We start from the raw sequence: 26,957 nt of genomic DNA, 5'->3' as shown, positions 1-26,957 counted from the left end.
AGTTGCGGGCGTCGACATAGTCAAGTATGTTTTGCATATGTCTGCTGCATGGTCTGCGTCACAGCGGTACGGCCTCGCCCCGGCGCCGGGAGGCCTGGGCCTGGTCCAGGACTTCCTCAACACCCGCGGAATCGAGGGATACGGCCCGGACCTGCTCGCCGACACCACGCTCGCCCACGACTGGGTGGCCGGCGCGGTGCGGGCCTGGTCGGCCGCCCGCGGCGTGGACCTGCCTCCCCCGAGGCTCGGCGATGCGGACCTGGCCAGGCTGCGGGCATTGCGGGCCGGGATCGACTCCCTTGTCACCGGCGAGGCGCCGATTGGACGAAGCGCCGCTCCCGCATCCCTCGTGATGTCCGACGACGGTGCGGTGCGGCTCGAGCCCAGCGGCACCGGCTGGCGTTGGCTCGCCTCGGCGCTTTTGGCCGAGATCCTGCTCAGCCAGCAGGCCGACACCTGGCGACGTGTCAAGCAGTGCCACAACCGTCACTGCGGGTCGACGTTCTATGACCGCTCCAAGAACAACAGCGGGGTGTGGCATGACGTCAAGACGTGCGGCAACGCCGCCAACCTGCGCGCGTCGCGGGCTCGCCGGCGCGAACGTGAAACGGGCTCAGCGGTTTCGCCACGGTAGGCGGTATCGCTAGTACGGGCCCCGCCGGATGACGGCCCCCGGCATGACTTCCGCGGAGTTCGTCTGCGCGCTCAACCGCCCGCCATCGTCAGCAGCGCTCGACGCCCCTTTGCATGAGCGTCACGTTGGCACGCGCCCGGCGCGGCCCGCTTCGCAGCACCGCCTGCCAGGCGTCACAGGCGCGCGCCTTGAGCGGCGTCATCACATCGAGGTGGGTGGGGCTCTGGCTGATCCAGGATGGCAGTGTTGCCACGGTTTCGATCCTTCGTCTGTTCGGCCGGTGCGCCGACTCATTGAATTGCACCCGGCCCGCTTTACGGACGCGCCGCGCCGGGATGAACACCGCGAAAAACCGCATTGTGGCGCGACGCACACCCGCGGGCGCGCCGGGCACCCGTCACAGCTTGCTCGAACGCCGGAACCGTCGCAGGTAGGCAGGCAGCCCGCGGGCCGGCGGCGCTTTCGGCCAATCGTCGGCCCGGAAATACGCGTCGGTCCCGCCGTCGACGAAGATGACGCTGCCACAGAGGAATTCGGCGGACTCGGACAGCATGAAACACATCCAGTCGGCCATGTGCCGCGCCTGACCGAAGCCGCCGACCGGAACCGGGAAGGACCGGACCGCCTTGGCCTGTCGCGGCGTCGCGAGCTGTTCCTGCAGCAACGGCGTCATGATGGCTCCGGGCGCCAGGGCGTTCAAGCGCACACCCGAGCCCGCCCATTCCGGCAGCACCGCGTGGCGCCGCACCCAGCGACCGACGGCGATCTTCGACGCCGCGTACATCATCGTCGGCGCGGCCGGACCGAACGGCCGCACCGACCGCAGCGCCTTGTCGCCGTCATGTTCGAGCAGGGCCTTGATGGCTCGGCCCGGCACCAGGGGCACGGTGGTTGCCGAATTGCTCGCCACCACCACCACTTTCGCGCATTCGGCCGCGGCAAGCGCCGGTCGCCAGGCGACGAGCGGCTCGACGACCCCGAAGAAGTTGACCTGGCCGATCTGGCGTAGCCGCTCTCGGCCGGGGCTGGGACCGAGGCCGGCGGCCAGCACCGCACCGTCGAGTCTGCCGCCCGCGGCCGCCAGCACCCCGTCGGCCGCCTGCTTGCGCCCGTGCGGCGTCGACAGGTCCGCAACGATATCGGCGTCTTTGATGTCGACGCCGATCACGGTGTGCCCGTCGGACGTAAGCCGCTGCGCGGTTTCGTGGCCCATCCCGGAAGCCGATCCGGTGACCGCATAAGTGCCCATCGCTCCGTTCTTACCAGCCGCGGCCCTGTTAGGTTGCCGAGATGCATAACCAAACGCCCTGCGTCGATCTGAGCCAACTCGAGTCGGTCTACGCGCCGCTGGCCGAGTCGATCCGCCGGCTCATCGACGTCAGCATCCGCAGCGAGGCCGAGCCCGCGGCGGTGGCGTCGGCGAAGGCCAAGATCGACGCGGCCGCAGCCGAATTGGGTGAGACGGCGCAGCCGGGGCCCGTGGGCGTGCGCCACACCCCCGACGGCCAGGCGGTCGCGTGGGGAAACGCGGTGGTCGGCGTCCGCAACCCGGTGGCACCGCCATTGGTGGTCCGGCACGAGGCCGACGGCCTGGTGTGGTCGGAATTCACGCTGGGCCCGGCCTACGAAGGACCGCCGGGCCATGTTCACGGCGGCGTCTGCGCGCTGGTGCTCGACCATGTGCTCGGTGCGACGGCGCACCAGCCCGGCCGGCCCGCCTACACCGGCACGCTCACCCTGCGCTACCGGCGCCGGACAGCGCTGGAGCGGCCGTTGCGCGCGCAGGCCCATGTCGAGCGCACCGAGGGGGTCAAGACGTTCGCCGTCGGTCACCTCGCCGACGAGGATGGCGTCACGGTCGAAGCGCACGGCATTTTCATCCACCCGCGGCAGCCGCCGGCCTGACGTCAGGTTCCGGCGGCGGCCTTCTCGACGTCGAGCAGCTGCTCGCCGCGTCGTTCCTCGTCGTACGCCTTGCGGCCGCCCCGCAAACCGAACAGACGCTTCGAGAACAACAGGTAGATGACGGCTGCCACGTTGATGGTGAAGGTGACCACCCGGGTCATCGTGATGCCCTTGGCCAGGTCGTGCAGCTCCAGCGGGAGGAACACCGAGGTGGCTATCACCGCGAAGTACTCGCCCCAGCGTTTCAGTAACCACAATCCGACGCCTTCGACGACCTCCAGCAGCGCGTAGGCGGCCAGCATCAACGTCAGCAGGGCCAGGGTGGAGGGCTTGGCGGCCAGCGCCTTCTCCAACTCGTGCACGATCGTCATCTGATCGACCTTGAACCCCGCGGCGCGGAAGATGGGCAGGTCGCGTTCGAGGGTCGCCTGGATGGCGCCGCGCGCACCGCGAAACTTCCACACCGCATATGCGGCGAGCGCGATCACCACCGCCCGGAACAGGCGTTCCACCGCGAGGGCCCGAATGATGATGGCCTGACGTAAAGCCTTGCCGCGCATGATCATCGGCGCGTCTTCGGCGCGCCCGCGCCCGTGCGGCTCCCCCACGGTGAATTCACCGCAGCGCAGGCAACGCCACACTTCGCCGAGCCCGGTGGTACCGCTCAGCCGCGCCGCGAGGCCCTCGTCGTCGGGCGCATAGGTGGCGTGCCCCGCGATGGCACAGGTGACCAACTCCCACCGATTGATGCCCTCATCTTTGCGCATGGCCGATCATCGACTGCGGGCGGCGGCCCACGCAAGGGGGCGCGCACGGCGCGCGTCAGAACCGGGGGTGGGTGCGCGGCCGTTGGGCGGTGGGGCTCGCCGCGCCCAGCAGGCCCGTGAGGTCGGCGACGGAAATCTCGTCGAGGCGGTCGACCGCGGTGACGATATCGGCGCGCAGCGCTTCGTCACAGAATGGTTCGGCCAGCCATCCGAACTTGTCCGCGACGCGTTCCCACGACATGGGCCGGGTCGGGGAGCCCTCGTAATCGGCTTGCTCACGGTCGAATTCGCGCCCGTCGCAAGTCACCAGGTGCACCCGGGCCGCCGTGCGCCGGGGATAGTCGGCGGTCAGGTCGGCGGCGGGCTTGACGTCGACACGCGTCAACAGCTCCCGCACATCGCCGCGCGAAACGCGTTCGGTTTCCAGCTGTTCGGGGCCCACCCCGCCGTCGAGGAGCGCCACCGCGGTGAGGTACTTGAGGTTGTAATCGGCCTGCTCCTTGGTGCGCGGATGGTCCTTGGCGCCATAGGCTCCCCCGCCGGCGAAGTCGTACGCGCCCTGGAAGACCTCGAGGGTCACCCGCGCGACGTCCCCGCCGCGCAGGTCGTTTTCGGTGCGCAGCGCCAGGACCGCGTCGATGATCACCTGGCCGTGGATCAGGGAGCAGTACTGCTTGAGGTAGGTCTGTTCGACGCAGGCGAGCCGCCGATCGGCGGTGGCCAGGTCGATGGGCTGGCCGAACAGTTGCACCAGCCCGTGTGGGCCCTCGAACAACGACCTGGGCCCGGTGACGCCGCGCGCGGCCAGCATGGCCGCGTACACCGCGCGCATGGAGGTGATGGCCGGCGAAATGCCCTTCCAGTTCGAGACCGGTTCGGCGTGCACCGTCGCCAGCGACACATTGTCGGTGGCGGCGGCCGCGATCGCGTTGGCGGTCTCGCCGGCGCTGAGCCCGAGCAGCTTCGCCGTGGCGGCCGCGACCGACATCGACAGCTGCAACGCGTGATTGAGTCCCCGCGCCATCACCGGAACCTGCGCGCTGAACCGGCATTGCACCTCGTAGGCGACCGCCAGGGCCAGCAGGAAATCGGCTCCGCTGGCACCGGTGTGCTCGGCGACCGCCAACACGGCGCCGAAGTTGTCGGCGGGATGACACAGCCCCCCGACCGTCAAATAGGTGTCCAACAGATCGGGATAGCGCACCAGCACCGCGTTGAAGAAGGCGGCCTGGTCCACCGACGCCCGTCCGCCGCCCACCAGTGTGGCGGTGGGGGCCCCGCTGAACTGGCCGGTGTGTTCGCGAATCGCCGCGACGAGTTCACCGTCCAGCGAACCGACCGCGCAGGCGATGCTGTCGAGCACGTTGCGTTTCATCAGCGCGCGCGGCCGGCCCGCCAGGTCGGCCGGCTCGGCGCCGACCACGAAACCGGCCAGCTCGTCCACAACGTAGTTATGTGCCATGACTTTTCGCCTCCCGGACTGCGTCACCTTCACCCAAGCGCAGCGCCGTCCCGCCGTCCAGGACCGTTCTCTTACCAGTGCTCGATAAGGCTTCTCACCGCAGGTGGGGGTCGTCGGCCGGCGCCCACCACGGTTCGTCGGGCGGGGCGGGCCAGCCGCGGGAACGGGCGACCGCCAGCAGCGCGTTCACGGCCCCGCGCACTGCCGCGCGGTCGTCGTCCCTGCGGTGCAGCAGCGACCACGTCCACACCGGCACCGGTTCGGCGACGGGACGCTGCCCCAGGCTGGGCGGGAGCGCCGCGGTATGGCGTTTCGGTGACGCGAGTACGGCCGTGCCGATCCTGCGCACGTGTGCGTAGAACGCGTCACCGGTGATGCCACCGTCGCCGATGGGGACGACGCGGGCGCCGGTGTGGGCGGCGAACTCCTTGGCGTATCGATTCCACGACGACCAGGCCGACTCGTCGGCGTCGACGAGTACGCTGACCCGTTGCGCGGCAACGGGTTCGGATGAGCTGGCACCGGGGACGACCGCGTGCAGCGGCTCGGTTCGCAGCAGGTGCGCGGTCAGACCGCGCTCGTCGACCTGCGCGGCCGTGACCCACGCCAGCCCGATGTCGAGGGTGCCCTCGGCCACCCGGTCGGCCTGCGCGTGTGACGGCAGCACCCATTCGTCGAGCCGCAGGTCCGCCGCCTGCCCGACCATGGCGGTGATGTCGTCGGGCAGCCAACTGACGTAACCCAGGCGCACCGGCGCGCTGCGCGCCGCCGCCTGCTGGAGCCGGGCCTTGGCGTCGCCGGCCAGGGACAGGATCCGGCGGGCGTCCGGGAGAAAGGTGCGTCCGGCCTCGGTCAACCGAACGCTGCGCCGGTCCCGCACGAACAAGTCGGCACCCAGCTCACGCTCCAGCGCGATGATCTGTTGGGACAGGGCCGGTCCGGAGATGTGCACCCGCCGTGCGGCGCGGCCGAAGTGCAGTTCCTCTGCGACGGCCACGAAATAGCGCAACTGCCGCAGTTCCATGGGCGAAGCCTAGACGGCGCGATCGACCGTATCCGGCCGCGGCGGGGCCAGGTTGATCGCCGCGGTTTCGTCGGTCAACTGTTTACCGATGACCCGAATCTGCCTCGCGGACAGCGGGCACAACGGGTGCACGGCCACCATCATGGTTACGTGTCGCTCGTCGAAAACCGGTGCGGCGATGGTCACCACGGGCTGCTTGCGCCGGCCCGGGTTGTCGTCGGAGAGGAAGCCGATGGTGGTGAACTCGACGAGCAACTGATCCACGATGTGCCGCACCGGCGTGGGCATCTCGTCGCTGTCCAGCGTGCCGACCACCCGCACGGCCTGGGCCAGCGCGGGCGTCGTCCAGTCGACGTCGAAGCCGCGCTCACGCGTGTGTGCCAACACCCGCTCGAGGCGCCGGGTGCGGTCCGGATTGCTGCCCGCGCCGCGGCGGATCCACGCGCGTTGTTCCTCCTCGTCGTCCCAGGCGGCGATCGCCACCCCGAACGGCGGCGCGTACGGGATGCGATCACCCGGAATTCCGGACGGTGGGGTGGCGGGCTCGCCCTCAAATGCGGTGACCACCAACGAGTCACCGAATCGCTCGACGACGGAGCAGGCGTAGCCGACTTCGCGGGACAATCGCAGCGCGGCGGATCGCGCCGCGTGCGCCAGCGGCCGGGCGGTGTCCGTGCGCGCCGCAACCACCGCCAGCGCGGGCCCGAGCGTGAACGTCTTGGCGACCGGGTCGCGGCTGGCCCACCCCCGGTCGCACAGCGTCTTGAGGATGGCGTGCGCCGTCGCCTGCGTGAGATCGAGCTCGCGGACGATGTCAGAGAACCGTGGCCGCGAACTACCGGACCGGGCCAGGAGCTCGACGACGTCGAGCACCCGGGCGGTCGGCGCAGACGTCGACCCGCGAATGGCTTGACTCCTCTGCCGCAGGATTTAGAGTTAGACGAACATTCGAGATTATATATCGATTATTCGAGAAAGTTAGCCTTTGCGCGCTGCGGTACTGAGAGAAGGCCGGGTGGAGGTCCGTGAGACGGCGGACCCGGAGCCCGGGCCGGGTGAGCTGTTGCTGCGCACGCTGAGCACCGCGATCTGCGCGTCCGACGTGCATTTCATGGACCACCCGGAGCTTGCCGTCGACGATCCGACCGGCCGTTCGCTGTATGACACCGACCGCGACATCGTGCTCGGTCACGAGTTCGTCGGCGAGGTCGTCGGCCACGGGCCCGGCTGCACGGGTCAGTTCGCGATCGGTACCCGCGTGACGGCCATGCCGGTGCGCCTGGTCGGCGGCGGCGCCGGCGGAATGCGGATCATCGGCCAGCATCCCGAGGCGCAGGGAAGTTTCGGTGAGCTGCTGGTGGTTTCGGAGGTGGCGGCCAAGCCGGTCCCGGGTGACGTCTCCAGTGACGCCGTCGCGCTGACCGACGCGTTCGCCGTCGGCGAGTTCTACGTTCGGTCGGCGCGGATGCAACCGGGCGAGGTCGCCATCGTGATCGGCGCGGGGGCGATCGGCCTGTCGGCCGTCGCGGCCCTGGCGAGCCGCGGCATCGAACCGATTCTCGTGGCGGACTACAAAGCTGACCGCCGCGAACTGGCCCGAGAGCGTTTTGGCGCGGACGTCACGGTCGACCCCGCCGAGACGTCGCCATTCGAAGCGTTCAACGAGGTGCGCGCTGAACGCGGATTACCCGGCCCGGCAGTCGTTTTCGAGTGTGTCGGTGCCGCCGGACTGATCCAGAACCTCGTCGAATCCGCCGAGATGGCGACCCGCCTGTACTGCGCGGGTGGCTGGTACACCGGCGACACGCTCGACATCACCACCGCCACCCGCCAAGGCGTCACCATCCAATTCGGCGGCGGCCCACACCCGCAGGACTGGTATGGCACGCTCGACGCCATCGCGGCACGGCGGCTGGACCCGCTCCCGAGCGTGGGCAAGATCATCGGCCTCGACGAAGTGCCCGACGCGCTCGAGCTGGCCCGCCGGTCGGACGGCCCGCCGCGGATCGTGGTCCACCCGAACGGAGACCTGCCATGACCGAACGCGATGACCGCCAGGACATCGCCGAGCTGCTGGTGCGCTATGCCACCGGGATAGACCGCCGCGATTGGCCGCTGTTCCGCACCGTGTTCACCGCGGACTGCCAGCTCGACTATGGCGAGATCGGCTCGTGGAGCGGCATCGACGCCGTCGCCGATTTCATGGAGCGGGTGCACGACCTCGCGGGGCACACGCTGCACCGGTTGACCAATCAGGCGATTGCGGTCGACGGCGACAAGGCGACGGCGCGGACCTATATCGACGGCCTGATCATGGCCGGCGACAACAACTCCGGCGTCAACGCGATCGGTTTCTACGACGACGAGATCGTGCGCACCTCCGACGGGTGGCGCATCGCCCGGCGGCGCTACACCCAGGTCCGGCTGACGACGGTCGGGGGCGCCTAGATGACGTTCGAAACCAAATACGGGCCGTGGGCGCTGGTCGCGGGCGCCTCCGACGGGGTGGGCGCGGCGTTCGCCCGCGGGCTCGCCGATCGTGGGATCAATGTCGTGCTGGTCGCCCGCCGGCAAGCCGTCCTCGACGAGGTCGCGGCCGAGATCCGCGAAGCGACGTCGGTGTCCACGCGCACGCTCGCCATCGATCTCGTCGAACCGAACGCGGCGGCCACGATCGCGGCGGCGACCAGCGACCTGGAGGTCGGCTTCCTGGTGTACTGCGCGGGGGCCGACCCGAACTTCGAGCCGTTTCTCGCCCATCCGATCGAAGCCGCCGAGGCGATGGTGCAACGCAACTGCGTGGTGCCGATGCAGCTGTGCCACCACTTCGCCGCCCCCATGGTCGAGCGGGGCCGCGGCGGGATCGTGCTGTTCGGGTCGGGCGCCGGCCTGGCCGGCGGGGCCAACATGGTGGCCTACGGGGCGACGAAGGCGTTCGACATGGTCTTCGCCGAGGCGCTTTGGGCCGAGTTGCACGACAAGGGCGTCGACGTCCTCGGGTTGATCCTGGGCAAGACCGACACGCCCGCCCTGCGCCAACTCGAACACAGCCGCGGCCAGATTGCGTCGCTCGACGAGGTGCCGCCGGGCGCGGCCCCGGTGGCGGAAGTCATCGCGGAGGCGTTCGAAAACCTCGGCAACGGCCCGACGCTGATGGTCGGCGACATGATGCGCGCCGCCGCGCAAATGTTGGCCTCGCTAACCCGCAACCAAGCCGTCGAACTGTTCGCCCAAGCCGCGGCCGCGGCCATGGGCCCGGACAAATAAGGGGAACCACCCCCTTCCTCAGCCCGTCGTACTGCAGAGGGCCGGATTCCGCGGTGGAAGGTTTGCCAAACTTCGGAATAGGGGCACCCTAACTTTTCGCTGACACCCATCTGGCCAGCAAAGATAGTCGCGCGCCCAAAGCCGCCCCTTTGGGGAAACCACGTTGCTGGCGGCGGGCCGGACGGGTAACTTGGGGAGGCGGTTCGGCATGGCAAACCTAACCTCACGAGCCGCCACGAATCGCCACCCCTCCATATCGAAGGATGACGATGCTCGCCACTGACAGGCCCGCCGCGATCTCCACGGCGGAACGCTCGCGGCGCCGCACCCTGGCCCGTTCGGCGCTGATCACCATGGCGTTCGTCGCCCCCGCGCTGGTGGTTCGCATCGCCGGCCTGCACCCCGACCCGGTGATCGCCCTGCTGATCTTCGGCGCCGCGGTGGTGTCGGCCAGTTTCCTGCTGGCCTGGGCGGCGGAGGCCGCGCAGATCGACGTCTCCGGCGGGATGGCGACCGCGGTGCTGGCGCTGATCGCGGTGCTGCCCGAGTACGCCGTCGACCTCTATTACGCGTACGTGTCGGGTCACAACGCCGAATACACGCAATACGCCGCCGCCAACATGACCGGGTCCAACCGGCTGCTGATGGGCCTCGGTTGGCCCGTCGTCGTGCTGGTCAGCATCGTGGTGGCCCGCAAGGCCGGTGCCGGGAAGGCCACCGGCCTCGCCTTACAGCCGACCAATCGCGTCGAACTCGGATTCCTCTTGATCGCCGGTGTCATCGCGTTCGCGATACCGGCGAGCGGCCAGATTCACTTCGGTCTGGGGCTGGCGCTGCTGGCCTGGTTCGGGTTCTACCTCTACAAGGTCGGCCACGGCGACGTGGAGGAGCCCGATCTGATCGGGACCGCCGCGGCCCTCGGGGAGCTACCCGATCGCCGCCGGCGCGTCGTCGTCGTGAGCCTCTTCCTGGCGTCGGGCGCGGTGATCCTGCTCTGCGCCAAGCCCTTCGCCGACAACCTGGTCGCCGCGGGCAACGAACTCGGCATCGACCGCTTCCTGCTGGTTCAATGGCTCGCCCCGCTCGCCTCGGAAGCCCCGGAGTTCATCGTCGCGACCATCTTCGCCGCCCGTGGCAAGGGCACGGCCGCCATCGCCACCCTGATCTCCTCCAAGGTCAACCAGTGGACGCTGCTCATCGGCTCGCTGCCGATCGCCCACCTGCTGGGCGGCGGCGGATTCTCCCTGCAGCTCGACCAGCGTCAGGTGGAGGAAGTGCTGCTGACGGCCACCCAGACGATGATGGGGGTGGCGCTGCTGCTGGCGCTGCGCTTCCACCGCGCCGCGGCATGCACCCTGCTGGGCCTGTTCGTCGTGCAGTTCCCCATCGCCTCCACCCATGGCCGGCTTCTGCTCTGTGGCGTCTACACCGCGGTGGCGATCATCGCGCTGATCCGAAACCGGCGCGACCTGAGGGCCACCCTGCGCGCGCCGTTCTTCGGGACGGCCATCCGCCACAGCGGTCACCCCCACCATCCGGTGCCGGACCCCTAGCTCGCGGCGATCGCACGCCGTATACGGTCCAGATATGAATCGGGTGTCGGTCATCACAGGCGGCGCGGGTGGCATGGGCCTGGCCACGGCCAAGATCATCGGACGCGACCACGCCGTCGTCCTCTGCGACATCAGGCGGGATCGCCTGGCGGACGCGGTCGCGGCCCTCGACGAGCTCGGGATCACTCCCACGGCCGTCCACTGCGACGTCACCGACCGGCGGTCGGTCGATGAGCTGCTCGACACCGCAAACAATCTCGGGACGCTCGCCTCGGTCATCCACACCGCGGGGGTGAGTCCCAGCATGGGCCCCGCCGACTACATCATGCGGACCAACGCGCTCGGCACGCTCAACGTCGACGAGGCGTTCTACGCGGTGGCCGGCGAGGGCGCGGCGATCGTCAACGTGGCATCGATGGCGGCCCACCTGTTGCCCGCGGAAATGGTTCCGGTGGACCAGTTTTCGCTGGCCCTGCGGGACGCGGACGCATTCCTGGACGCCATGGCGACGACCTGTGACATCGTGCCCGAAGAGGCGCGGCCCGGCATTGCCTACGCCGTCAGCAAGAGCTTCGTGAAGTGGTACAGCCAGTCGCAGGCGGAGCGGTTCAACGCGCGGGGTCTGCGCATCGTCTCGGTTTCGCCGGGCTCCGTCGACACCGAGATGGGCCGGCTCGAGGAGCAGGCGGGCGCCGGCGCGATGGTCACCAACGCCGCGGTCCCGCGCTGGGGCAAGCCCGAGGAGATGGCCGAGCTGTTCGCCTTCTGCGCCAGTGACAAGGCGGGGTACCTCACCGGCACCGACATCCTCAACGACGGCGGCGTGATCGCCTCGATGACCGAGCGAGCCAGGGTGGCCGCCGGTTGATCTCGTCGGCGTCAACCGCGGGTCAAGGCGCCGAAATCCCGCCGCGGCCGCGGGCTCGCTACCTATGCTGAGCGGATGCCGCAACGGGTGCTGCGTGAACGCCTGATCGATCTCGAGGTTCCGGACCAGGATGAGGCGCGCGGCCGTGCGCTGCGCAAGGCCGTGCCGCGCCGCACGCTCGCGCAGCTGACCCCATCCACGAAGTCGGCCACCGAAATCCTGGTGGCTCAAAACACCGGGCGGCTAACCGAACTCGTGCCGCTGCGGTTTGCCCGAATGCTCGCCGACCCGTTCTCCTTCTACCGCGGGTCGGCCGCCGTGATGGCCGCCGATCTGGGTGCCAGCCCGTCAAGCGGGATCGAAGTGATGTGTTGCGGCGACGCTCATGTGTCCAACTTCGGCATGTACGCGGCGCCGCACCGCTCAATCGTGTTCGACCTGAACGACTTCGACGAGGCTGCCGTCGCCCCGGCGGAGTGGGACGTCAAGCGCCTGATCACCAGCGCGATCGTCGGCGGTCGTCATGCGGGGTACCCCGCCAAGGCGATCCGCCGCTGCGTCGGGCAGGCACTGCTCGGCTACCAGACCAGCCTGCAGGCCATGCTCGCGATGGATGTCCTGGACCGCTACTACCTGCGCGTGGAACCGGAGCGCCACGCCGCGACGGTATCCAAGGGCCTGCTCGGCGTGATTCAGAAGACGACGTCCCGGGCGCGCAGCCGGACGTCGGCGCGGCTCTTCAGGCAGCTCACCGAGATCGGCGCCGACGGAACACCGCGGCTGCGGGAGGTGCCACCGGTTCTGCAGCACCTCGACGAGGACGCCGAAGCCGTTCTGGTGGAGTCGATTCAGGAATACCTGGCCACCGTTCCCGCCGACATCGCGCTTCTGCTGTCGCATTTCCGCGTCACCGATGTGGCGTTGCGGGTGGTCGGCGTGGGCAGCGTGGGAACCCGGTGCTTCCTGGTCATCCTGGTGGGCCCCAACGGCACCCCGCTCATCCTGCAGATCAAGGAGGCAACCCGGTCGGTGCTCGACGAATACGGCGGCTGGCCGCAGCCGGCCATGCTGGGCGCGGCCGTCGAGGCCAAGGGCCAGGGCATCCGCGTCGTCGACGGCCAGCGCATTCTGCAGGCGATGTCGGACGTGTTTCTCGGGCCGACCCGCAAGGACGGCCGCGACTACTACGTCCGGCAGTTCCACGACATGAAGGGCACGATCGACACCGAGGGCATGGCGCCCGCCACGTTCAGCGACTACGTCGCCGCCTGCGCGGTGCTGTTGGCGCGCGCCCACTCGCAGAGCGCGAATGCGTCGTTGCTACGCGGATACGTCGGCACCGGCAACATCGTGCAGGACGCCGTGGCCGAGTGGTGCTACGCCTACGCCGACAAGGCGCTCGATGATTTCCACCAATTGAGGGCCGCGGCCGCGGCCGGCGACATCGAGGTCGCCGCGGACCCCGCCCGGTAGCGCGGTCGATGCGAAGCCGCGCGGCCATCCTCCACGAGTACGGCCGCCCGTGGTCGGTCGAAGAATTCGAGCTCGATGCGGCACCGTCTTCGGTTCGTGTAATCCCAAGAGCGACATCCCGCTACTGGCCACGCTGTACGAGTCGGGTCGGCTACTCCTCGACGAGATGATCACCTGACGCTACCGGCTCGACGACATCAACGAGGCCTACGCCGACCTGACCGCCGGCCACCTGATCCGCGGGGTCATCGACTTCGGCCTGCGCTAGCCGCCAGTCGCGCGGCCGCAGCCGCCAGGTGCGGCGGGCGTACTCCAGCTCGGTGTACGGCCACTGGGTGACGATGCGGCCGGTGGGCGACCGGAAGTAGCTGTCGCACCGGGTCCAGATGGTGCGCTCCAGGTCCGCGGAAAGCTGGTCGTTGTAGCGCCTTTCGGCATCGGGGCGAACGTCGAGGTAGCCGCCCTTGCGCGCCACTCGGCTGACCGCGCTGGCGATCAGTCGCGCACCGGCCTCGAGGATGTAGACGATCGAATTGCCGCCCTGGTTGGTATTCGGACCGTAGAGCATGAAGAAATTCGGGAAGCCGCTGACCGCGACGCCCAGGTAGGCGCTCGGGTCATCACCCCACCGCTCGTGCAGCCGGCGTCCCCCGGACCCGATGACGTCGATGCCCGACAGATAGCGCGACGTCTCGAACCCGGTGGCCAGCACGATCACATCGACGTCGACGACGCGCCCCGCGCGGGTGCGCACCGACGACTTATCGATCCGCTCGATGGGGTCGGTGACCAGCTCGACGTTGTCCCGCTGCAGCGCCCGGTAGAAATCGTCCCCCAGCAACACCCGCTTGCAGCGGAACGGGTAGTCGGGCGTCAACGCCCGGCGCAGCGCCTCGTCGGCGACGGTGCGCTCCAGGAACGACGTCGCGAACTGCGTGCGCGCGTCGATGACGGGATCGTCGGCGAAGGTCGCCGTGTTGTCGTGCTGGAACTTCCAGATCTGCCAGCGGGTGCGGCGTGCGGCCAGGGGGTTGCGCCGGAACCGCGCCAATTCGGTGGCGCTGTAAGGGCGGTCGTCCTTGGGCACCATCCACGGCGGTGTGCGCTGAAAGACGGTGACACTCTCGGCGATCTCGGCCAGTTCGGGGACCGCCTGCACCCCGCTCGCGCCGGTGCCGATCACCGCCACCTTCTTGCCCGCCAGGTCGACCCGGTGATCCCACCGCGCGGTGTGCATGAGCGTGCCGGTGAAGTCGGTCAGGCCCGCGATGTCGGGAAGCCGTGGGGAACCGAACAATCCGACGGCGCAGACGACGACGTCGACGGTCAGGGTGTCCGCGCGCCCGGCACGGTCCAGCTGGCAGTCCCAGGCCGCGCCGGTCCAGCGGACCGAGTGGACCCGGGTGCCCAGCATGAGATGCCGGCGCAGGTCGAAGTCGTCGGTGACCGACTCCAGGTAGGCCAGGATCTCCGGCTGTCGGGCGTAGGTTCGGCTCCAGGATTTGTTGGGGGCGAACGAGAACGAGTAGAGGTGGCTCTGGATGTCGCACGCGGCGCCGGGATACGTGTTTCGTCGCCAGGTGCCGCCGACGCCCTCGTCGCCCTCGATGATCACCAGATCGTCGATGCCGGCCCGGCGTAGCGCGACGGCGGCGCCCAGCCCACCGAAACCCGCGCCGATGATCGCCACCTTGGGTGGGCGCCGGCGCCGGGTCGCGGCCCGCAGCCGGCCGACGCCGTAGCGCCACCCGGCCTGCCGACTGGTCACGGCCGGGCCTCGCCGCCGCGAATCAGGTAGCCTTCCAGGTCACCGTTGGCCCGCCACTCGCGCAGCAGGTCGGCGTACTCGGTGGGCGCGCCGAAGAAGAAGCTACCCTGCCGAGTCTTGTTGTCCGCCTTGCCCTCCCGGTTGTAGTAGCCGGGTGTGCACGTCTGCGCGCGCTCGGCGCTGGCAGCCGATCGGGTGACGACCGTTTCGACCCACGCCGACTCCGCGGCCGGCGCGGCCTCGACCTCGGTCACGCGGTGCTCGAGCGCCCACGCGATGATCCACGCGGCGTGGGTGGCCTGCACGTCCAGCAGGTAGGGGAAGTTCACCGTCAAGCCCGCCTGGGCGATGCTCTCGATGAAGCAGTTCGGGAACTTCGTCGTACACAGCCCCTGAAAGGTGCGCACCCCGTCGCGCCAGTGTTCGGTCAGTGACACCCCGTCGCGGCCCACGAGCTCGAACCCCGTGCGACGGCAGTAGTCGGTGCCCACCTCGAAACCCGTTGCGAAGATCAGGCAGTCGAGCTCGTAGGGCACACCATCGACGACCACGCCGGCCTCGGTGATGCGCTCGACGCCGCGGCCGCGGGTGTCGACCAGCGTGACGTTGTCGCGGTTGAACGTCTGCAGGTACTCGTCGTGGAAGCAGGGGCGTTTGCAGAAGTACCCGTACCACGGCTTGAGCGCCTCCGCGGTGGAGGGGTCGGTGACTATCCCCTCGACTCGCGCCCGGATCTCTTCCATCTTCGCGAAATCCGCGATTTCGATGTCGCGGCCGCGCTGTGCCGGGTCCAGAACGCCGTCACCGTCATGGCGCATCACCGGAAGCTTGCGGGTGATGCTCGTCCACGCGTCGGCGACCAGGTCTTCGTCGGCCCGGCCGCCGGCGGTGAGAATCTGGAAGTTCTCGATGCGGTCGCGCTGCCAGCCGGGCCGTAATGTGCTGGCCCACTGGGGATCCGTCGGGCGGTTGGCCCGCACGTCCACCGATGACGGCGTGCGCTGGAAGACGTAGAGCCGCCGCGCCGCCCGGGCGAGATGTGGGACGCACTGGATCGCCGTGGCCCCGGTACCGATGATGCCGACACGCTTATCCGCCAGGTTCTCCAGCTCCTCGCCGGTGTAGGAGTAGTCCCACCGGCTGGTGTGGAACGCGTGGCCGCGAAACGCGCCGAGGCCCTCGATGCCGGGCAGCTTGGGTTTGGCCTGGTAGCCGTTGGCCATGGACACGAACCGGGCCCGCATCTCGTCGCCGTGGTTCGTGCGGATGATCCACCGGGATTCGTCCGCGTCCCAGCGGATCTCGCGTACCTCGGTGCGCAGGCACGCGTCGCGGTAGAGGTCGTAGTGTCGGGCGATGCGCTGGCAATGCGCGAAGATCTCGGCGCCCTTGGCGTATTTCTCGGTCGGGATGTAGCCGAGCTCCTCGAGCAGCGGCATGTAGACATAGGACTCGACGTCGCAGGCGATTCCGGGATACCGGTTCCAATACCAGGTGCCACCCACGTCGGCCGCCCTGTCGATCAACCGCACGCTGTCCACGCCGAGCTGACGCAGGCGCACGCCCGTCAACAACCCGCCGAAGCCGGCCCCGATGACCGCGACGTCCACCTCGTCGGTGAGCGGCTCCCGAGTGAAGTTCCCGTCCACCCACGGGTCGTCGGCGAACCGGGCGAACGGACCGGCCATCTCGACGTACTGCGCGATGCCGTCCGGGCGCAGGCGCCGCGCCCGCTCTTCGGCGTACTTGCGGCGCAGCGCGTCGACGTCGAAGGTCACGCCAACGGTCTCAGTCACGGCCGGATTCCTCTCGTGGCCCGACTATATAATCAATCGCTTGATCATATCAAGGGCGCTTAATGCCCCCTGCCTGCGGTGATCCCCGCCCGGCCGGAGCGAACAGCGTTCCCCTGACCATTCGTTTGGCCGACTCGAGCGCGGCGTGGTACTCCCGCGGCGGCGACGTGGCCGCCAGTTCGACCAACCCGTAGATCAGGGCGTAGACGGCCTCGACGACGCTGTCCCGATCGGGCCGGTGAGCGAGATCGCCCGCGCGGGAGGACTCGTCGATGACGCCCTCGATGATTTCGCGGAATGCCTGAAAACCGGCGCCTCCCGCGGGCTGCGAATCGGCACCGACGACACCCGCGGCACGGATGACCCACTCGAAGGCGGCGAGATCGGGGTACTCGCGCATGAGCCGGCCCGATTCGTCGAGCACCGCCTCGATGCGGTCGATGACATTCCCGGGTTTGGCGGCGGCCGCACGCAGCCGGGGCAGCGCGACATCGGTGCGCGCCGCGATCGCGGCTTTGATCAACTCGGCCTTGTTGGGGAAATAGTTGTAGAGGCTCGCGCTGGTGACGTTCGCGGTGCGGGCGATCTCGCGGATCGTGGCTCGCGAGTAGCCGACGTCGGCGACGCAGCGCATGGTGGCGGCGATGATCCGTCGCCGGGTCTCCTCGCCGCTGGCGCCCACGGGGCGTCCCAGCTGCGCCCGCGTCACCGTGCCTTTCCCACTCGCGCGTCCTGTCCGCCGGCGCTCGGTGCCGACCCGGTCAAATATAATCGAGTGATCGATTAGCCCGGGGTTGGCCGCGGAGGTGCGCAGTGGGTGATGGACGGACCCGCGGCGGGTTTCGCGCCGCATGAGCGCCACGGCATCGCAATTGGGCCGACCGGTGGGCGCCGACGGTGAGCGGACCCGCGCCCGCATCATCGCCGCGGCGATGCGGTGCGTGGCCGAGAAGGGCTATTCCCGCACCACGATTCGCGAGATCGCCCGGGCTGCCGACATGACCAGCGGCAGCCTGTATCACTACTTTCCGAACAAGTCCGAATTGCTGGACGCCGCCGTCGAGGACATCGAACGGAAGGCGGTGCCGCGGCTGCGAGCGGCCGCCGCGTCGCGCGATGACGTGGCCGATCGCCTTGCGGCGGTGTTGGACGAGGCAAGCCGGCTCATGCGCGAGCATCCCCATCTCGCCGCATTCGATCGCGCGGTCCGTGCGGAGAGCACCGAGCATCCCCTTCGCGGCCGGCCGCAGGATCCCGCACCGAAAGCGTTGCGCGACACCGTCGCCGAGATCGTCGAGGACGCCCGGACCCGCGGCGCGCTACCCGCCGGCACCGACGCGGGCGCCGCAGTCGATGCGATCTACGCGCTGACTCGAGGATTGACGGAGCGGGCGGCCAGTCTGTCGCCGCAGGCTTACGCGGCCACGCTGGCCGCGGCGAAGGACCTGATCAGGGGGACGCTGTTCGCGCGGTCAACGACTCGCCCAAGGTCCACACCGCGACGCCGATCAGCACCAGGTCCTTGAGCAGGAACTGGCCCGGTAGCGCCGAGAGCACGGGAAGGCCCGCGGAGTGGGTGGCGACGACGCCGGGGGTGGTGAACAAGAAACTCAGCGTCCCCACGAAGAGCACCACCGCCAGCGCGCTGCCCGCCGCCGACGCGCGCGGCCATACCGGCCGCAACGCAATGAGCAGTGCCGCAGCGATTTCCACTGTTCCCAGCCCTCGTGCGACGGTCGCGGCGCTGAATGCGTCGTATATCCAGCTCATCAGTGGGCTGTGTTTGACGTACTTGCCAAAGCCGATCCAGGCCAACGCGATGACCAATCCGTACCGGCCGACGAATTGGCCGGACTGAATCGGCGCCTGCGCCGTGCGAGACACAGTGAGGAGGAGGGCAACGCTGGGGATGCTCACGGGCGACTGATCTTGTCCACAGAGCAGCCGCGATCGCCGTCCTGATTTTGTTCACCGTCGCGGTTATCGCGCGGCGTAGCGGTCTCGCAGCTGGGCGAGCGTGGCTTCAATGCCGACGGCATTTCCTTTGCAGGCACCGATCCGCTCGTAGTACTTCAGCGTGTTCTTGATCGCGCCGGCGTCGCGATAATCGAACGTCTCGGTGACCCGCGTCAGCGATGGAGACAGCGCCTCGAACTCCCAGCGCCAGCGGTGGCCCACCGGGTGACGCCATTCGACCAGTTCGTTCGGCTTCAAGGCGGTCACCGTGCTGGTGATGCGGTACGGCAGGCCATACATCTTCATCTTGGTCGAAAACTTCGATCCCACAGCCATTTCCGCCGGCACCTTGATGTTGTCGCGCACGGTGCCCGAGCCGTCCAGTTCACTGTGGCGGCGCGGGTCGGCGGCCATCGCGTACAGCTCGGCGGCCGGCGCGGCCACTTCAACCGACCGGCTCACCTGCCGCGGTCCCGCATCGACAACGGTGACAGTCATGATGCTTCCCTCCGCTGAGCTCGCAAAGCCAGCTCGACGCTACGCTTCGCCGGGTTGGTGAGAAAGGACTTCGAGAACCGATGAGCCAGTCAATTCCCGGCAAGGTCGCACTGATCACCGGCGCCGCGCGGGGGCAGGGCCGGGCGCACGCCGTACGCTTGGCCGCCGAGGGCGCCGACATCATCGCCGTCGACATCGCCGGACCGTTGCCGCCGAGCGTGCCCTACGATTCGCCGACGCCCGAGGATCTGGCCGAAACGGAGCGGCTGGTGAGCGCCCACGGCAGACGGGTCATCGCCGCGCCCGTCGACATCCGCGACCTCGAGGCGCTCACAGCTGCCGTCGGCCGGGCGGTCGGCGAACTGGGCCGTCTCGACATCATCGTGGCCAACGCGGGGATCTGCAGTCCCGCGCCCTGGGACCAGATCACGGCGGAAGCGTTCCGCGACACCATCGACACCAACGTGACCGGCACCTGGAACACGGTGATGGCCGGCGCCCCGCACATCATCGACGGTGGTCGCGGCGGATCGATCATCCTGATCGGGTCGGCGGCCGGCATCAACATGCAGTCGTTCATGATCCACTACACCGCGAGCAAGCACGCCGTGGTCGGGATGGCGCGCGCGTTCGCCGCCGAGCTGGGCCGGCACAACATCCGCGTCAACAGCCTCAACCCCGGAGCGGTCGCGACGCCGATGGGTACCGGCCGGATGCGCGAGGCGCTGCAGGCGGCCGCCGACACCTACCCGCATCTTCGCGGCCTGCACAAGCCGCTGCTGCCCGAGGGAATCGCGCAGCCGGAGGACATCGCCGACGCCGTAGCCTGGCTGGCCTCCGACCAGTCCCGGTTGGTCACGGCCACCCAGGTGTCGGTCGACATCGGCGTGGGCTACGTCTGATCCCGGTCCGGACCGATACTGCCGCACCCCTGACGCCACCCACCAGTCAGAATGGTGGGTATCGGAAGGAATGCCATGACCACGAGTGAATACCGGGTGGACGGGATGAGCTGCGCCCACTGCGAGGCGGCGGTCAAGGACGAGGTCGGTCGGCTCCCGGGCGTGCAGCGTGTCGAGGTCAGCGCCGACACGGGCCGTCTCGTGATCACGAGTTCTGTTCCCCTCGACTCCGCTGCAGTCCTCGGCGCGGTTGACGAGGCGGGCTACGAGGCCGTCTTGGTGGCATGAGCGCGGCGCCGGTGACCCATATCGAGCTGAACATCGCGGGCATGACGTGCGCGTCGTGCGCGGCCCGGATCGAGAAGAAGCTGAACAGGCTCGACGGTGTCGCCGCGACCGTCAACTACGCGACCGAAAAGGCCGCGCTCACCGTCCCCTCGGGGTATGACCCCCAACTGCTGATCACCGCCGTCGAACAGGTCGGTTACAGCGCCGCCCTGCCCCAGCGGCGGGAGGAACGCGCCCCCACGACCGCCGTCGACCCCGAGCTGGGCGCGCTTCGCGCGCGCCTGATCACCGCGGCCGTGCTCGCCGGCCCGGTGATCGCCATGGCGATGGTCCCCGACCTGCAATTCCGCTATTGGCAGTGGGCGTCGCTGGTGCTGGCCGCCCCGGTCGTCGTGTGGGCCGGCCGGCCCTTCCACACCGCGGCCTGGGCCAACCTGAGACACGGCGCCGCCAGCATGGACACCCTCGTCTCGATCGGAACGCTGTCGGCCTTCCTGTGGTCGCTGTATGCGCTGTTTCTCGGGACCGCGGGGGAGCCGGGGATGCGCGACCGCTTCGAGCTGTCCGTCGGGGCGGCCGACGGCGCCGGCAACATCTACCTCGAAGTGGCCGCGGGCGTGACGCTGTTCGTGCTGGCCGGACGGTACTTCGAGAAGCGTTCCAAGCGGGCGGCGGGCGCCGCGCTGCGCGCACTGATCGAGCTGGGCGTCAAGGACGTGGCGGTGTTGCGGAACGGCGCCGAGACCCGCATCCCCTTGGACCGCCTCGCGGTCGGGGACGAGTTCGTGGTGCGGCCCGGCGAGAAGGTCGCCACCGACGGAATCGTGGTCGCGGGATCCTCGGCCGTGGACGCCTCGATGCTCACCGGCGAATCCGTCCCGGTCGAGGTCGGCGAGGGCGACGCCGTCACGGGTGCCACCGTCAACGCCGGCGGCCGCCTCGTCGTGCGCGCCACCCGCGTCGGCGACGACACTCAGCTGGCGCACATGGCCAAGCTGATCGAGGAGGCCCAATCGGGCAAGGCCGAGGTGCAGCGGCTCGCCGACCGCATCTCCGCCGTGTTCGTCCCCGTCGTCATCGGCATCGCCCTGCTGACGCTCGGCGCATGGCTCGCGCTCGGCTTCCCGGCCACCGCGGCCCTGACCGCGGCCGTCGCGGTGCTCATCATCGCCTGCCCGTGCGCCCTGGGGCTGGCCACCCCGACCGCCCTGCTCGTCGGCACGGGCCGCGCGGCTCAGCTCGGTGTGCTGATCAAAGGCCCCGAGGTGCTGGAGTCGACCCGCAGCGTCGACACGATCGTGCTCGACAAGACCGGCACGGTCACCACCGGGAAGATGACCCTGGTCGACGTGATCACCGGGCCGGCGACCGACCGCGAGACGCTCCTTCGTTACGCCGGGGCGCTCGAGGACGCCTCCGAACATCCCATCGCGCAGGCCATCGCCAGGGCCGCCAAAGCCGAGCTGCACGCCCTGCCCACACCCGACGGTTTCGCCAGCCTCGAGGGCAACGGTGTGCGGGGCATCGTCGACGGCCACACGATCACGGTCGGACGCCCACGCCTGCTGGCGGATGCGGGCCAGCCGCTGGACGCCGCGCTGTCGGTGGGCGCGGCGCGCGCCGAGGGCCAGGGCAGGACCGCGGTCGCCGTCGGCTGGGACGGCCGCGCGCGCGGAGTCCTGGTGGTCGCCGACACCGTCAAACCCACCAGCGCCGAGGCGATCCGGCAGTTCAAGCGGCTGGGCCTGACGCCGATCCTGCTGACCGGCGACAACGGGGCCGTCGCCGATCGGATCGCCGAGCAGGTCGGCATCGAACAGGTCATCTCCGACACGATGCCCGCCGACAAGGTCGCCGCCGTCAAACGCCTGCAGTCCGAAGGCAAGGTGGTGGCCATGGTCGGCGACGGCGTCAACGACGCCGCGGCCCTCGCGGCCGCCGACCTCGGGGTGGCCATGGGCACCGGCACCGACGTCGCGATCGAAGCCGCCGACCTCACCGTCACCCGCGGCGACCTGCGCGCCGCGGTGGATGCGATCCGGCTGTCCCGGCGGACGCTGGCCACGATCAAGACCAACCTGTTCTGGGCCTTCGGCTACAACATCGCCGCGATCCCGCTCGGCGCGCTCGGCATGCTGAACCCGATGCTCGCGGGCGCTGCGATGGCCTTTTCCAGCGTTTTCGTCGTCGCCAACAGCCTGCGCCTCCGCTCGTTCAGCAGCGTGACGAACCCGTAGATCGCCACACCCACACGCCGCGACGGGCACCCGGAGGGGCGGGGCTGATGTGGGATAGTTGTCTTCCGACCCATTGCGTTCGAAAAGACCACGGGTCCGCTCCGCGCAGCGATCGACTCAGCAAAGGCAACGACCGTTGGACCAATTCTTCGGACGACTGTCCTTGCTGCACGGCTGGTTCCCGCCGGCCGTGCAGGCACTGACGTTGCTGGCGCTGATCGTCGCGATCCAGTGGCGTGCGCGGCCCTGGCTCAAGCGGGTGCTGCCCGTGGCCCTGATCGCGGCCGTTGCGGTGACCGGGCTCTCGTATTGGTACATCACGTCGCTCGGCGTGGCCGGCGACCCGGCGCCGACGGCGCTGTGGGTGTGGATCGCGCTGACCGGCCTGGCCGCTGCGGTGGTGCTGGTGGGATGGCCGGGTGCACGCTGGTGGCGCCGCGCGCTGGCCGTGTTGTCCGTACCCCTGTGCGTGGCGTGCGCGGGCCTGGCCCTCAACGGATGGGTGGGCTATTTCCCGACGGCACTTGCCGCGTGGAATCAATTGACCTCGGTGCCGCTGCCCGACCAGGTCGACCGGCTTCGCGTCACCGAGATGCAGGTCGCCGGAACCAGGCCGTCCAAGGGCGTGGTGGTGCCGGTGGACATCGACGACAACGCCTCCCACTTTCACCACCGCCGGGAGTTGGTCTATCTGCCCCCCGCGTGGTTCAACAGCAATCCCCCGCCTCGGCTGCCTGCGGTCATGATGATCAGCTCGGCGTTCAACACCCCGGCCGACTGGCTGGGCCCGGGCGGCGCCTTCACCGCGATCGACGGCTTCGCCGCCGCGCATCACGGCTTCGCCCCGGTGCTGGTGTTCGTCGATCCCACCGGTTCTTTCGACAACGACACCGAGTGCGTCAACGGCAGCCGCGGCAACGCCGCCGACCATCTGACCAAGGATGTCGTGCCGTTCGTGGTGTCCAACTTCGGCGTCAGTGCCGACCGCGCCAACTGGGGCGTCGCCGGATGGTCGATGGGCGGGACCTGCGCGGTCGACCTGGCCGTCATGCATCCGGAGTTATTCAGCGCGTTCGTCGACATCGCCGGTGACCGGAGCCCCAATGTCGGCCCCAGGGACCAAACGATCGCCAAGTTGTTCGGCGGCAACCACACGGCGTGGGCCGCTTTCGACCCGCTCACGGTGATCGCGCGCCATGGTCGCTATACCGGGCTGGCGGGCTGGTTCGACGTCCCGGGGTCATCGGAGCCGCGCAACGTCGCCGAGGAAGCCAACCCGACCGGGGCGGCTCCCAGCACCGACCCCACCGCCAACCCGGAGGGCCAGGACGCCGCCGCGAACGCGCTGTGCGCCGCCGGCGCCGCCAACGGCATCACCTGCGCCGTGGTGAGCCAGCCGGGCAAGCACGACTGGCCGTTCGCCGCTCAGGCGTTCACCGCTGCGCTGCCCTGGCTGGCCTCGAGGCTGGGAACGCCCGAAGTCGAGCCGGTGCAGCTGCCCCAGCACGGGTAATCACAGTAGTCACAAAATTCACAGGTGACCCACCAGTAACGCTCGCGTTATATTCGCCCTGGTAGTGGTACCGTTCGCTGCTGATGGCTGCGATGTACTGCATGACGGGCGACCCCTCCGCGGGTCGGCCCGGTGCGCGCCGCGCCGCGCCCCACGTCGAGTCCGGACCACCTCTCGCGTCGAGATGAACCGCCGTCAGTTCCTGGGTTCGCTGGCCGCGTCGGTCGTCGCCGGCGTGGGTGCCGCCCGGCTCGTGGTCGACCCGCAGCCGCGAACGTTCGCCCAAGTACCGCCGGCGTCCGTGGCGGTATCCGGCCCCGCCGCCCCGACGGCCTTGTTGCCGCCCCCGCCGCCCGACGCCCGCATCCCGCTGCCCGGCGGGGGTGCATTGATGAAGATCCCCGGCGAAGGCGATCTGCTCGCTCTGACCGTCGACGACGGCGTCAACAGCGAGGTGGTGCGCGCGTACACACAGTTCGCCAAGGACACCGGTGTGCGGTTGACCTACTTCGTCAACGGGACCTATGACTCCTGGACCGAGAACAAGGAGATGCTGCGGCCCCTGGTCGACAGCGGGCAGATCCAACTCGGCAACCACACCTGGTCCCACCCCGATCTGACGAAGCTGCCCAAAGACCAGATCGCCCAACAGCTCTCCCGCAACGACGAATTCCTCAAGAAGACGTACGGCATCGGCGCGAAGCCGTACTGGCGGCCGCCGTACGCCAAGCGCAACGCCGCCGTCGACGCCGTCGCCGCCGATCTGGGCTACACGGTGCCGACCTTGTGGTCGGGGTCGCTGTCGGATTCCACGTTGATCACCGAGGACTACATCGTCCAGATGGCCGATCAGTACTTCACCCCGCAGGCGATCGTCATCGGACACCTCAATCACCTGCCCGTGACGCACGTCTACCCGCAGCTCGTCGACTTCATCCGCGAGCGCAACCTGCGCACCGTCACGCTCAACGACGTCTTCCTGAAGACGCCCTAGGGTCGGGCGATGGCCGCAAGGCGTTCATCAAGCGTGGCATGAAAGTGCCCGATCGCGCTCTCGTGGCGGCCAAATTCCACGAATTGGTTTGCGCCCGAGTGCAATCCGCGTTGCACGCCCTCGGACATCTCGTTGTCCTCCACCGCACCGCGGGCGATGAAGCTACCCGCCCCCGCCGGGTTGCTCGGCGCATCGGCCGTCACCCGGTCAACGAAGTCCCGCCTGACCATCGTGTAGACGACGAGCGTGCTGTGGTCGATGTCCACCGGGTCGACCACGATCACGAGCACCAGATCCGGGAAGGTCGCCACCATGACGTTCGGGAACAGCTGATACACGTAGGTCACCCGCGCATCCGTCGTCCAGCTGCTCTCGGGGCGATCACGCAGCCGTTCAATGTTGCGGTACGGGAAGGTGATTCGACTGTTCGGACCGAATGTCTCGACCACGTTGAGGTCGTCGTATTGCACCGGGAAGAAGGTGTCCTTGTGCGTCGACCGGATATGGTAGCCCTCTAGAAACTGTTCGACGAGAACCTTCCAGTTCATCGCCTTCGGGGTGGACTCCACGTACACGAGCCGGCATGCCGGGGCCAATTTGTCCCGCCAGGCGGCCCCGCCCGTCAACGCGGCCAGCGCCTCGCCTACCAGATCTTGTGTGCCCGCAGGTGAGTCGAGCGCGCCGATGACGATGAGACCGTCCACCTCGTGGCTGGGGACCTCGACCAAACCGCGGGTCGACGCGTCCAGGCCGGGGAACGCCTCGGCGTTGGGCACGTGCGAGAGCGAACCGTCCAGGCGATAGGTCCACCCGTGGTAGCGACACACCAGGGCGCGGGCGCAGCCGGCCCCCTCGACGAGGGCGAAACCGCGATGCCGGCACGCGTTGCGGAACACCCGCGCGCGCCGGTCGCGCCCCCGCACGGCGAACAGGGGCACGCCGAAGGCGTTCCGCTCGACGTGGTCGCCCGGGTCGGGGATCGCCGCCGAGGGGACGAAGACGCTCGGCATCGCGCGAAGCAACCGGAGTTCTTCGGCGAATCGGCCTGGATTCAAATAGTTTTCGACCGGCTCACGCCACGCGCCACCCGCGTCGGTGGTACCGGCGTCGATATGGGCGAGGACGCGCCGCACGATCTCCACGTCGTTGGCGAGCACCGACTCGGCCGGGACGCTCATGTCCGTCAGTATCACGCTGTGAACATCACGTGTCAATGATTTGGTGATACCGTTGTCAGCCGTGCCCGCCCCGCCTCGATCCCCGGCGAGGGACCTGATCGACAGCCGGCCGCTGAGCGCGCGCTCGGTGCTGGCTTCGGCGTTGCTGGGGTCGGACCGTGGGCGCCTCACGGTGGCGGAGCTGGTGGCGGTGGGCTCGCTGTTCGGCATCAGCCCCGGCGCGACCCGCACGTGCCTGTGGCGGATGGTGTCCACCGGCGAACTGACCGCCGACGGTGGCAGCTACGCGCTCGCGGGACGATTGTCCGAGCGGCGCGAACGCGTCGATGAGGCGGCGCGGATCGATGACGCGGCCGCCCGGCGCTGGGACGGAACCTGGGAACTGGCGATCGTCGCACTGGAGCGCAGGTCGGCCGGCGATCGCCTGGAGCTGAGAAGGGCGGCGACGGCCCTGCATCTGGTCGAGCTTCGGGAGGGCGTTTGGATTCGCCCGGATAACCTTGATCCGCAACGGTTTCCGCCGCTCAGGGCGGTCCTGGAGCGGCAGTGCACCCATTTCCACGGCGCCGCCACGGACATGGCGGCCGACAGGGTGCGATCGCTTTTTTCCCTCGATGAATGGGCCGACAACGCCAGGGCGCTCATTAACGCGATGAATTCCGCGCTCGAAACGGGCGGACGTGACGACTCGACCGAGAGCTTCACCTACGAGTTCGCGCTTTCGATCGCCGTGGTCCGCCATCTTCAGCGCGACCCGCTGCTGCCCGCCGAGCTGACGGGCGACGGTTGGCCCGGCCACACCTTGCGTCGCGGCTACCGCCGTTTCGATCGCGCCTTCAAGCGGCGGATGAACAGCGCGTTCCGCGGGCCATAG

At 69.1% G+C, this 26,957-nt stretch carries 27 protein-coding genes; 15 read left to right on the top strand and 12 right to left on the bottom strand.

The annotated features are described in order from the left end of the window. Window positions 1-37: 37 nt before the first annotated feature. A complete protein-coding gene (locus G6N37_RS20455) occupies window positions 38-634 on the top strand; it encodes a CGNR zinc finger domain-containing protein (RefSeq protein WP_167527400.1) in 597 nt (198 codons plus the stop codon). 88 nt (window positions 635-722) lie between these two features. Here the strand turns inward: G6N37_RS20455 and G6N37_RS25905 are convergent, their stop codons facing one another. Together G6N37_RS25905 and G6N37_RS20450 are read right to left on the bottom strand one after the other, a co-directional pair. After that, window positions 723-887 carry a hypothetical protein gene (locus tag G6N37_RS25905; protein ID WP_167527399.1) on the bottom strand — a complete coding sequence of 55 codons (165 nt, stop codon included), beginning with the start codon at window positions 885-887 and terminating at the stop codon, window positions 723-725. A gap of 144 nt (window positions 888-1,031) precedes the next feature. Continuing rightward, the gene (locus G6N37_RS20450) at window positions 1,032-1,883 is read right to left on the bottom strand and encodes an SDR family oxidoreductase (protein WP_163683242.1); all 852 of its coding nucleotides are present in this window, start codon (window positions 1,881-1,883) and stop codon (window positions 1,032-1,034) included. 41 nt (window positions 1,884-1,924) lie between these two features. Here G6N37_RS20450 and G6N37_RS20445 point away from each other — a divergent pair, with 41 nt between their 5' ends. Further along, on the top strand, window positions 1,925-2,539 hold the full coding sequence (locus G6N37_RS20445) for a PaaI family thioesterase (RefSeq protein ID WP_163683240.1): 615 nt from the start codon (window positions 1,925-1,927) through the stop codon (window positions 2,537-2,539). Window positions 2,540-2,541: 2 nt separating this feature from the next. Here G6N37_RS20445 and G6N37_RS20440 read toward each other — a convergent pair whose 3' ends face one another. From G6N37_RS20440 to G6N37_RS20425, 4 genes are all read right to left on the bottom strand, one after another. Continuing rightward, on the bottom strand, window positions 2,542-3,306 hold the full coding sequence (locus G6N37_RS20440; protein WP_163683238.1) for a DUF2127 domain-containing protein: 765 nt from the start codon (window positions 3,304-3,306) through the stop codon (window positions 2,542-2,544). A 55-nt stretch (window positions 3,307-3,361) separates the two neighbouring features. Next, window positions 3,362-4,750, bottom strand: a complete 1,389-nt coding sequence (locus G6N37_RS20435; RefSeq protein ID WP_163685309.1) for an MmgE/PrpD family protein — start codon at window positions 4,748-4,750, stop codon at window positions 3,362-3,364. A 112-nt stretch (window positions 4,751-4,862) separates the two neighbouring features. Then, the gene (locus G6N37_RS20430; protein WP_163683235.1) at window positions 4,863-5,792 is read right to left on the bottom strand and encodes a LysR family transcriptional regulator; all 930 of its coding nucleotides are present in this window, start codon (window positions 5,790-5,792) and stop codon (window positions 4,863-4,865) included. A gap of 9 nt (window positions 5,793-5,801) precedes the next feature. Then, entirely contained in the window at window positions 5,802-6,665 is an 864-nt protein-coding gene (locus tag G6N37_RS20425) for a helix-turn-helix domain-containing protein (RefSeq protein WP_163683233.1), read from the bottom strand. A 112-nt stretch (window positions 6,666-6,777) separates the two neighbouring features. Here G6N37_RS20425 and G6N37_RS20420 point away from each other — a divergent pair, with 112 nt between their 5' ends. The 6 genes from G6N37_RS20420 (at window position 6,778) to G6N37_RS20395 (ending at window position 12,953) form a co-directional block, all read left to right on the top strand. Next, window positions 6,778-7,830, top strand: a complete 1,053-nt coding sequence (locus G6N37_RS20420) for a zinc-binding dehydrogenase (RefSeq protein WP_163683232.1) — start codon at window positions 6,778-6,780, stop codon at window positions 7,828-7,830. Continuing rightward, complete coding sequence (locus G6N37_RS20415) at window positions 7,827-8,240, top strand: nuclear transport factor 2 family protein (protein WP_163683230.1); 414 nt, start codon at window positions 7,827-7,829, stop codon at window positions 8,238-8,240. Before G6N37_RS20420 ends, G6N37_RS20415 begins: the two co-directional genes overlap by 4 nt. After that, window positions 8,241-9,059, top strand: a complete 819-nt coding sequence (locus G6N37_RS20410; RefSeq protein WP_163683227.1) for an SDR family NAD(P)-dependent oxidoreductase — start codon at window positions 8,241-8,243, stop codon at window positions 9,057-9,059. It abuts the gene before it with no gap. Window positions 9,060-9,322: 263 nt separating this feature from the next. Beyond that, entirely contained in the window at window positions 9,323-10,612 is a 1,290-nt protein-coding gene (locus tag G6N37_RS20405; protein WP_163683225.1) for a sodium:proton exchanger, read from the top strand. A gap of 34 nt (window positions 10,613-10,646) precedes the next feature. Further along, a complete protein-coding gene (locus tag G6N37_RS20400) occupies window positions 10,647-11,480 on the top strand; it encodes an SDR family oxidoreductase (RefSeq protein ID WP_163683223.1) in 834 nt (277 codons plus the stop codon). Window positions 11,481-11,555: 75 nt separating this feature from the next. Then, window positions 11,556-12,953 carry a DUF2252 domain-containing protein gene (locus tag G6N37_RS20395; RefSeq protein ID WP_163683221.1) on the top strand — a complete coding sequence of 466 codons (1,398 nt, stop codon included), beginning with the start codon at window positions 11,556-11,558 and terminating at the stop codon, window positions 12,951-12,953. Between the two features lie 151 nt (window positions 12,954-13,104). Here G6N37_RS20395 and G6N37_RS20390 read toward each other — a convergent pair whose 3' ends face one another. From G6N37_RS20390 to G6N37_RS20380, 3 genes are read right to left on the bottom strand one after another with little or no spacing between them, the layout of a single operon-like run. Beyond that, window positions 13,105-14,721, bottom strand: a complete 1,617-nt coding sequence (locus G6N37_RS20390) for a flavin-containing monooxygenase (protein WP_163683219.1) — start codon at window positions 14,719-14,721, stop codon at window positions 13,105-13,107. Next, window positions 14,718-16,517, bottom strand: coding sequence for a flavin-containing monooxygenase (locus G6N37_RS20385; protein WP_163683217.1), 1,800 nt, complete (start codon window positions 16,515-16,517; stop codon window positions 14,718-14,720). Before G6N37_RS20385 ends, G6N37_RS20390 begins: the two co-directional genes overlap by 4 nt. 49 nt (window positions 16,518-16,566) lie before the next feature. Further along, entirely contained in the window at window positions 16,567-17,226 is a 660-nt protein-coding gene (locus G6N37_RS20380; RefSeq protein WP_163683215.1) for a TetR/AcrR family transcriptional regulator, read from the bottom strand. A 142-nt stretch (window positions 17,227-17,368) separates the two neighbouring features. Here G6N37_RS20380 and G6N37_RS20375 point away from each other — a divergent pair, with 142 nt between their 5' ends. Further along, the gene (locus tag G6N37_RS20375; RefSeq protein ID WP_163683214.1) at window positions 17,369-18,043 is read left to right on the top strand and encodes a TetR/AcrR family transcriptional regulator; all 675 of its coding nucleotides are present in this window, start codon (window positions 17,369-17,371) and stop codon (window positions 18,041-18,043) included. On the opposite strand, the gene G6N37_RS20370 is transcribed toward G6N37_RS20375, so the two are convergent. Then, the gene (locus tag G6N37_RS20370) at window positions 17,967-18,401 is read right to left on the bottom strand and encodes a DUF417 family protein (protein ID WP_174813858.1); all 435 of its coding nucleotides are present in this window, start codon (window positions 18,399-18,401) and stop codon (window positions 17,967-17,969) included. The two genes, G6N37_RS20375 and G6N37_RS20370, sit on opposite strands and share 77 nt — an antisense overlap. Before the next feature lie 96 nt (window positions 18,402-18,497). Further along, window positions 18,498-18,971 (bottom strand): SRPBCC family protein, encoded by a 474-nt coding sequence (locus G6N37_RS20365; protein ID WP_163683211.1) that lies wholly within the window; start codon window positions 18,969-18,971, stop codon window positions 18,498-18,500. An 80-nt stretch (window positions 18,972-19,051) separates the two neighbouring features. Here G6N37_RS20365 and G6N37_RS20360 point away from each other — a divergent pair, with 80 nt between their 5' ends. The 5 genes from G6N37_RS20360 to G6N37_RS20340 all read left to right on the top strand — a co-directional run bounded on the left by G6N37_RS20360 (window position 19,052) and on the right by G6N37_RS20340 (window position 24,905). After that, entirely contained in the window at window positions 19,052-19,873 is an 822-nt protein-coding gene (locus G6N37_RS20360) for a mycofactocin-coupled SDR family oxidoreductase (protein ID WP_163683209.1), read from the top strand. A gap of 75 nt (window positions 19,874-19,948) precedes the next feature. After that, entirely contained in the window at window positions 19,949-20,161 is a 213-nt protein-coding gene (locus G6N37_RS20355) for a heavy-metal-associated domain-containing protein (protein WP_163683207.1), read from the top strand. Next, window positions 20,158-22,398 carry a heavy metal translocating P-type ATPase gene (locus tag G6N37_RS20350; protein WP_163683205.1) on the top strand — a complete coding sequence of 747 codons (2,241 nt, stop codon included), beginning with the start codon at window positions 20,158-20,160 and terminating at the stop codon, window positions 22,396-22,398. The genes G6N37_RS20355 and G6N37_RS20350 overlap by 4 nt, the downstream gene beginning before the upstream one ends. Window positions 22,399-22,534: 136 nt before the next feature. Then, window positions 22,535-23,911: an alpha/beta hydrolase-fold protein gene (locus G6N37_RS20345; RefSeq protein ID WP_163683203.1), complete on the top strand. Its 1,377-nt coding sequence runs from the start codon at window positions 22,535-22,537 to the stop codon at window positions 23,909-23,911. A gap of 184 nt (window positions 23,912-24,095) precedes the next feature. Then, window positions 24,096-24,905 carry a polysaccharide deacetylase family protein gene (locus G6N37_RS20340; RefSeq protein ID WP_163683200.1) on the top strand — a complete coding sequence of 270 codons (810 nt, stop codon included), beginning with the start codon at window positions 24,096-24,098 and terminating at the stop codon, window positions 24,903-24,905. On the opposite strand, the gene G6N37_RS20335 is transcribed toward G6N37_RS20340, so the two are convergent. Next, window positions 24,902-26,083: an aromatic ring-hydroxylating oxygenase subunit alpha gene (locus G6N37_RS20335; RefSeq protein ID WP_174813857.1), complete on the bottom strand. Its 1,182-nt coding sequence runs from the start codon at window positions 26,081-26,083 to the stop codon at window positions 24,902-24,904. The genes G6N37_RS20340 and G6N37_RS20335 overlap by 4 nt on opposite strands. A gap of 61 nt (window positions 26,084-26,144) precedes the next feature. Between G6N37_RS20335 and G6N37_RS20330 the strand changes: the two genes are divergently transcribed. Further along, window positions 26,145-26,957 carry a PaaX family transcriptional regulator C-terminal domain-containing protein gene (locus tag G6N37_RS20330; RefSeq protein ID WP_163683198.1) on the top strand — a complete coding sequence of 271 codons (813 nt, stop codon included), beginning with the start codon at window positions 26,145-26,147 and terminating at the stop codon, window positions 26,955-26,957.

The organism is Mycobacterium seoulense (assembly GCF_010731595.1).
GTDB lineage: Bacteria > Actinomycetota > Actinomycetes > Mycobacteriales > Mycobacteriaceae > Mycobacterium > Mycobacterium seoulense.
Note: the sequence above shows the minus strand (reverse complement) of the source record. Positions and strands in the feature narration are given on the sequence as shown.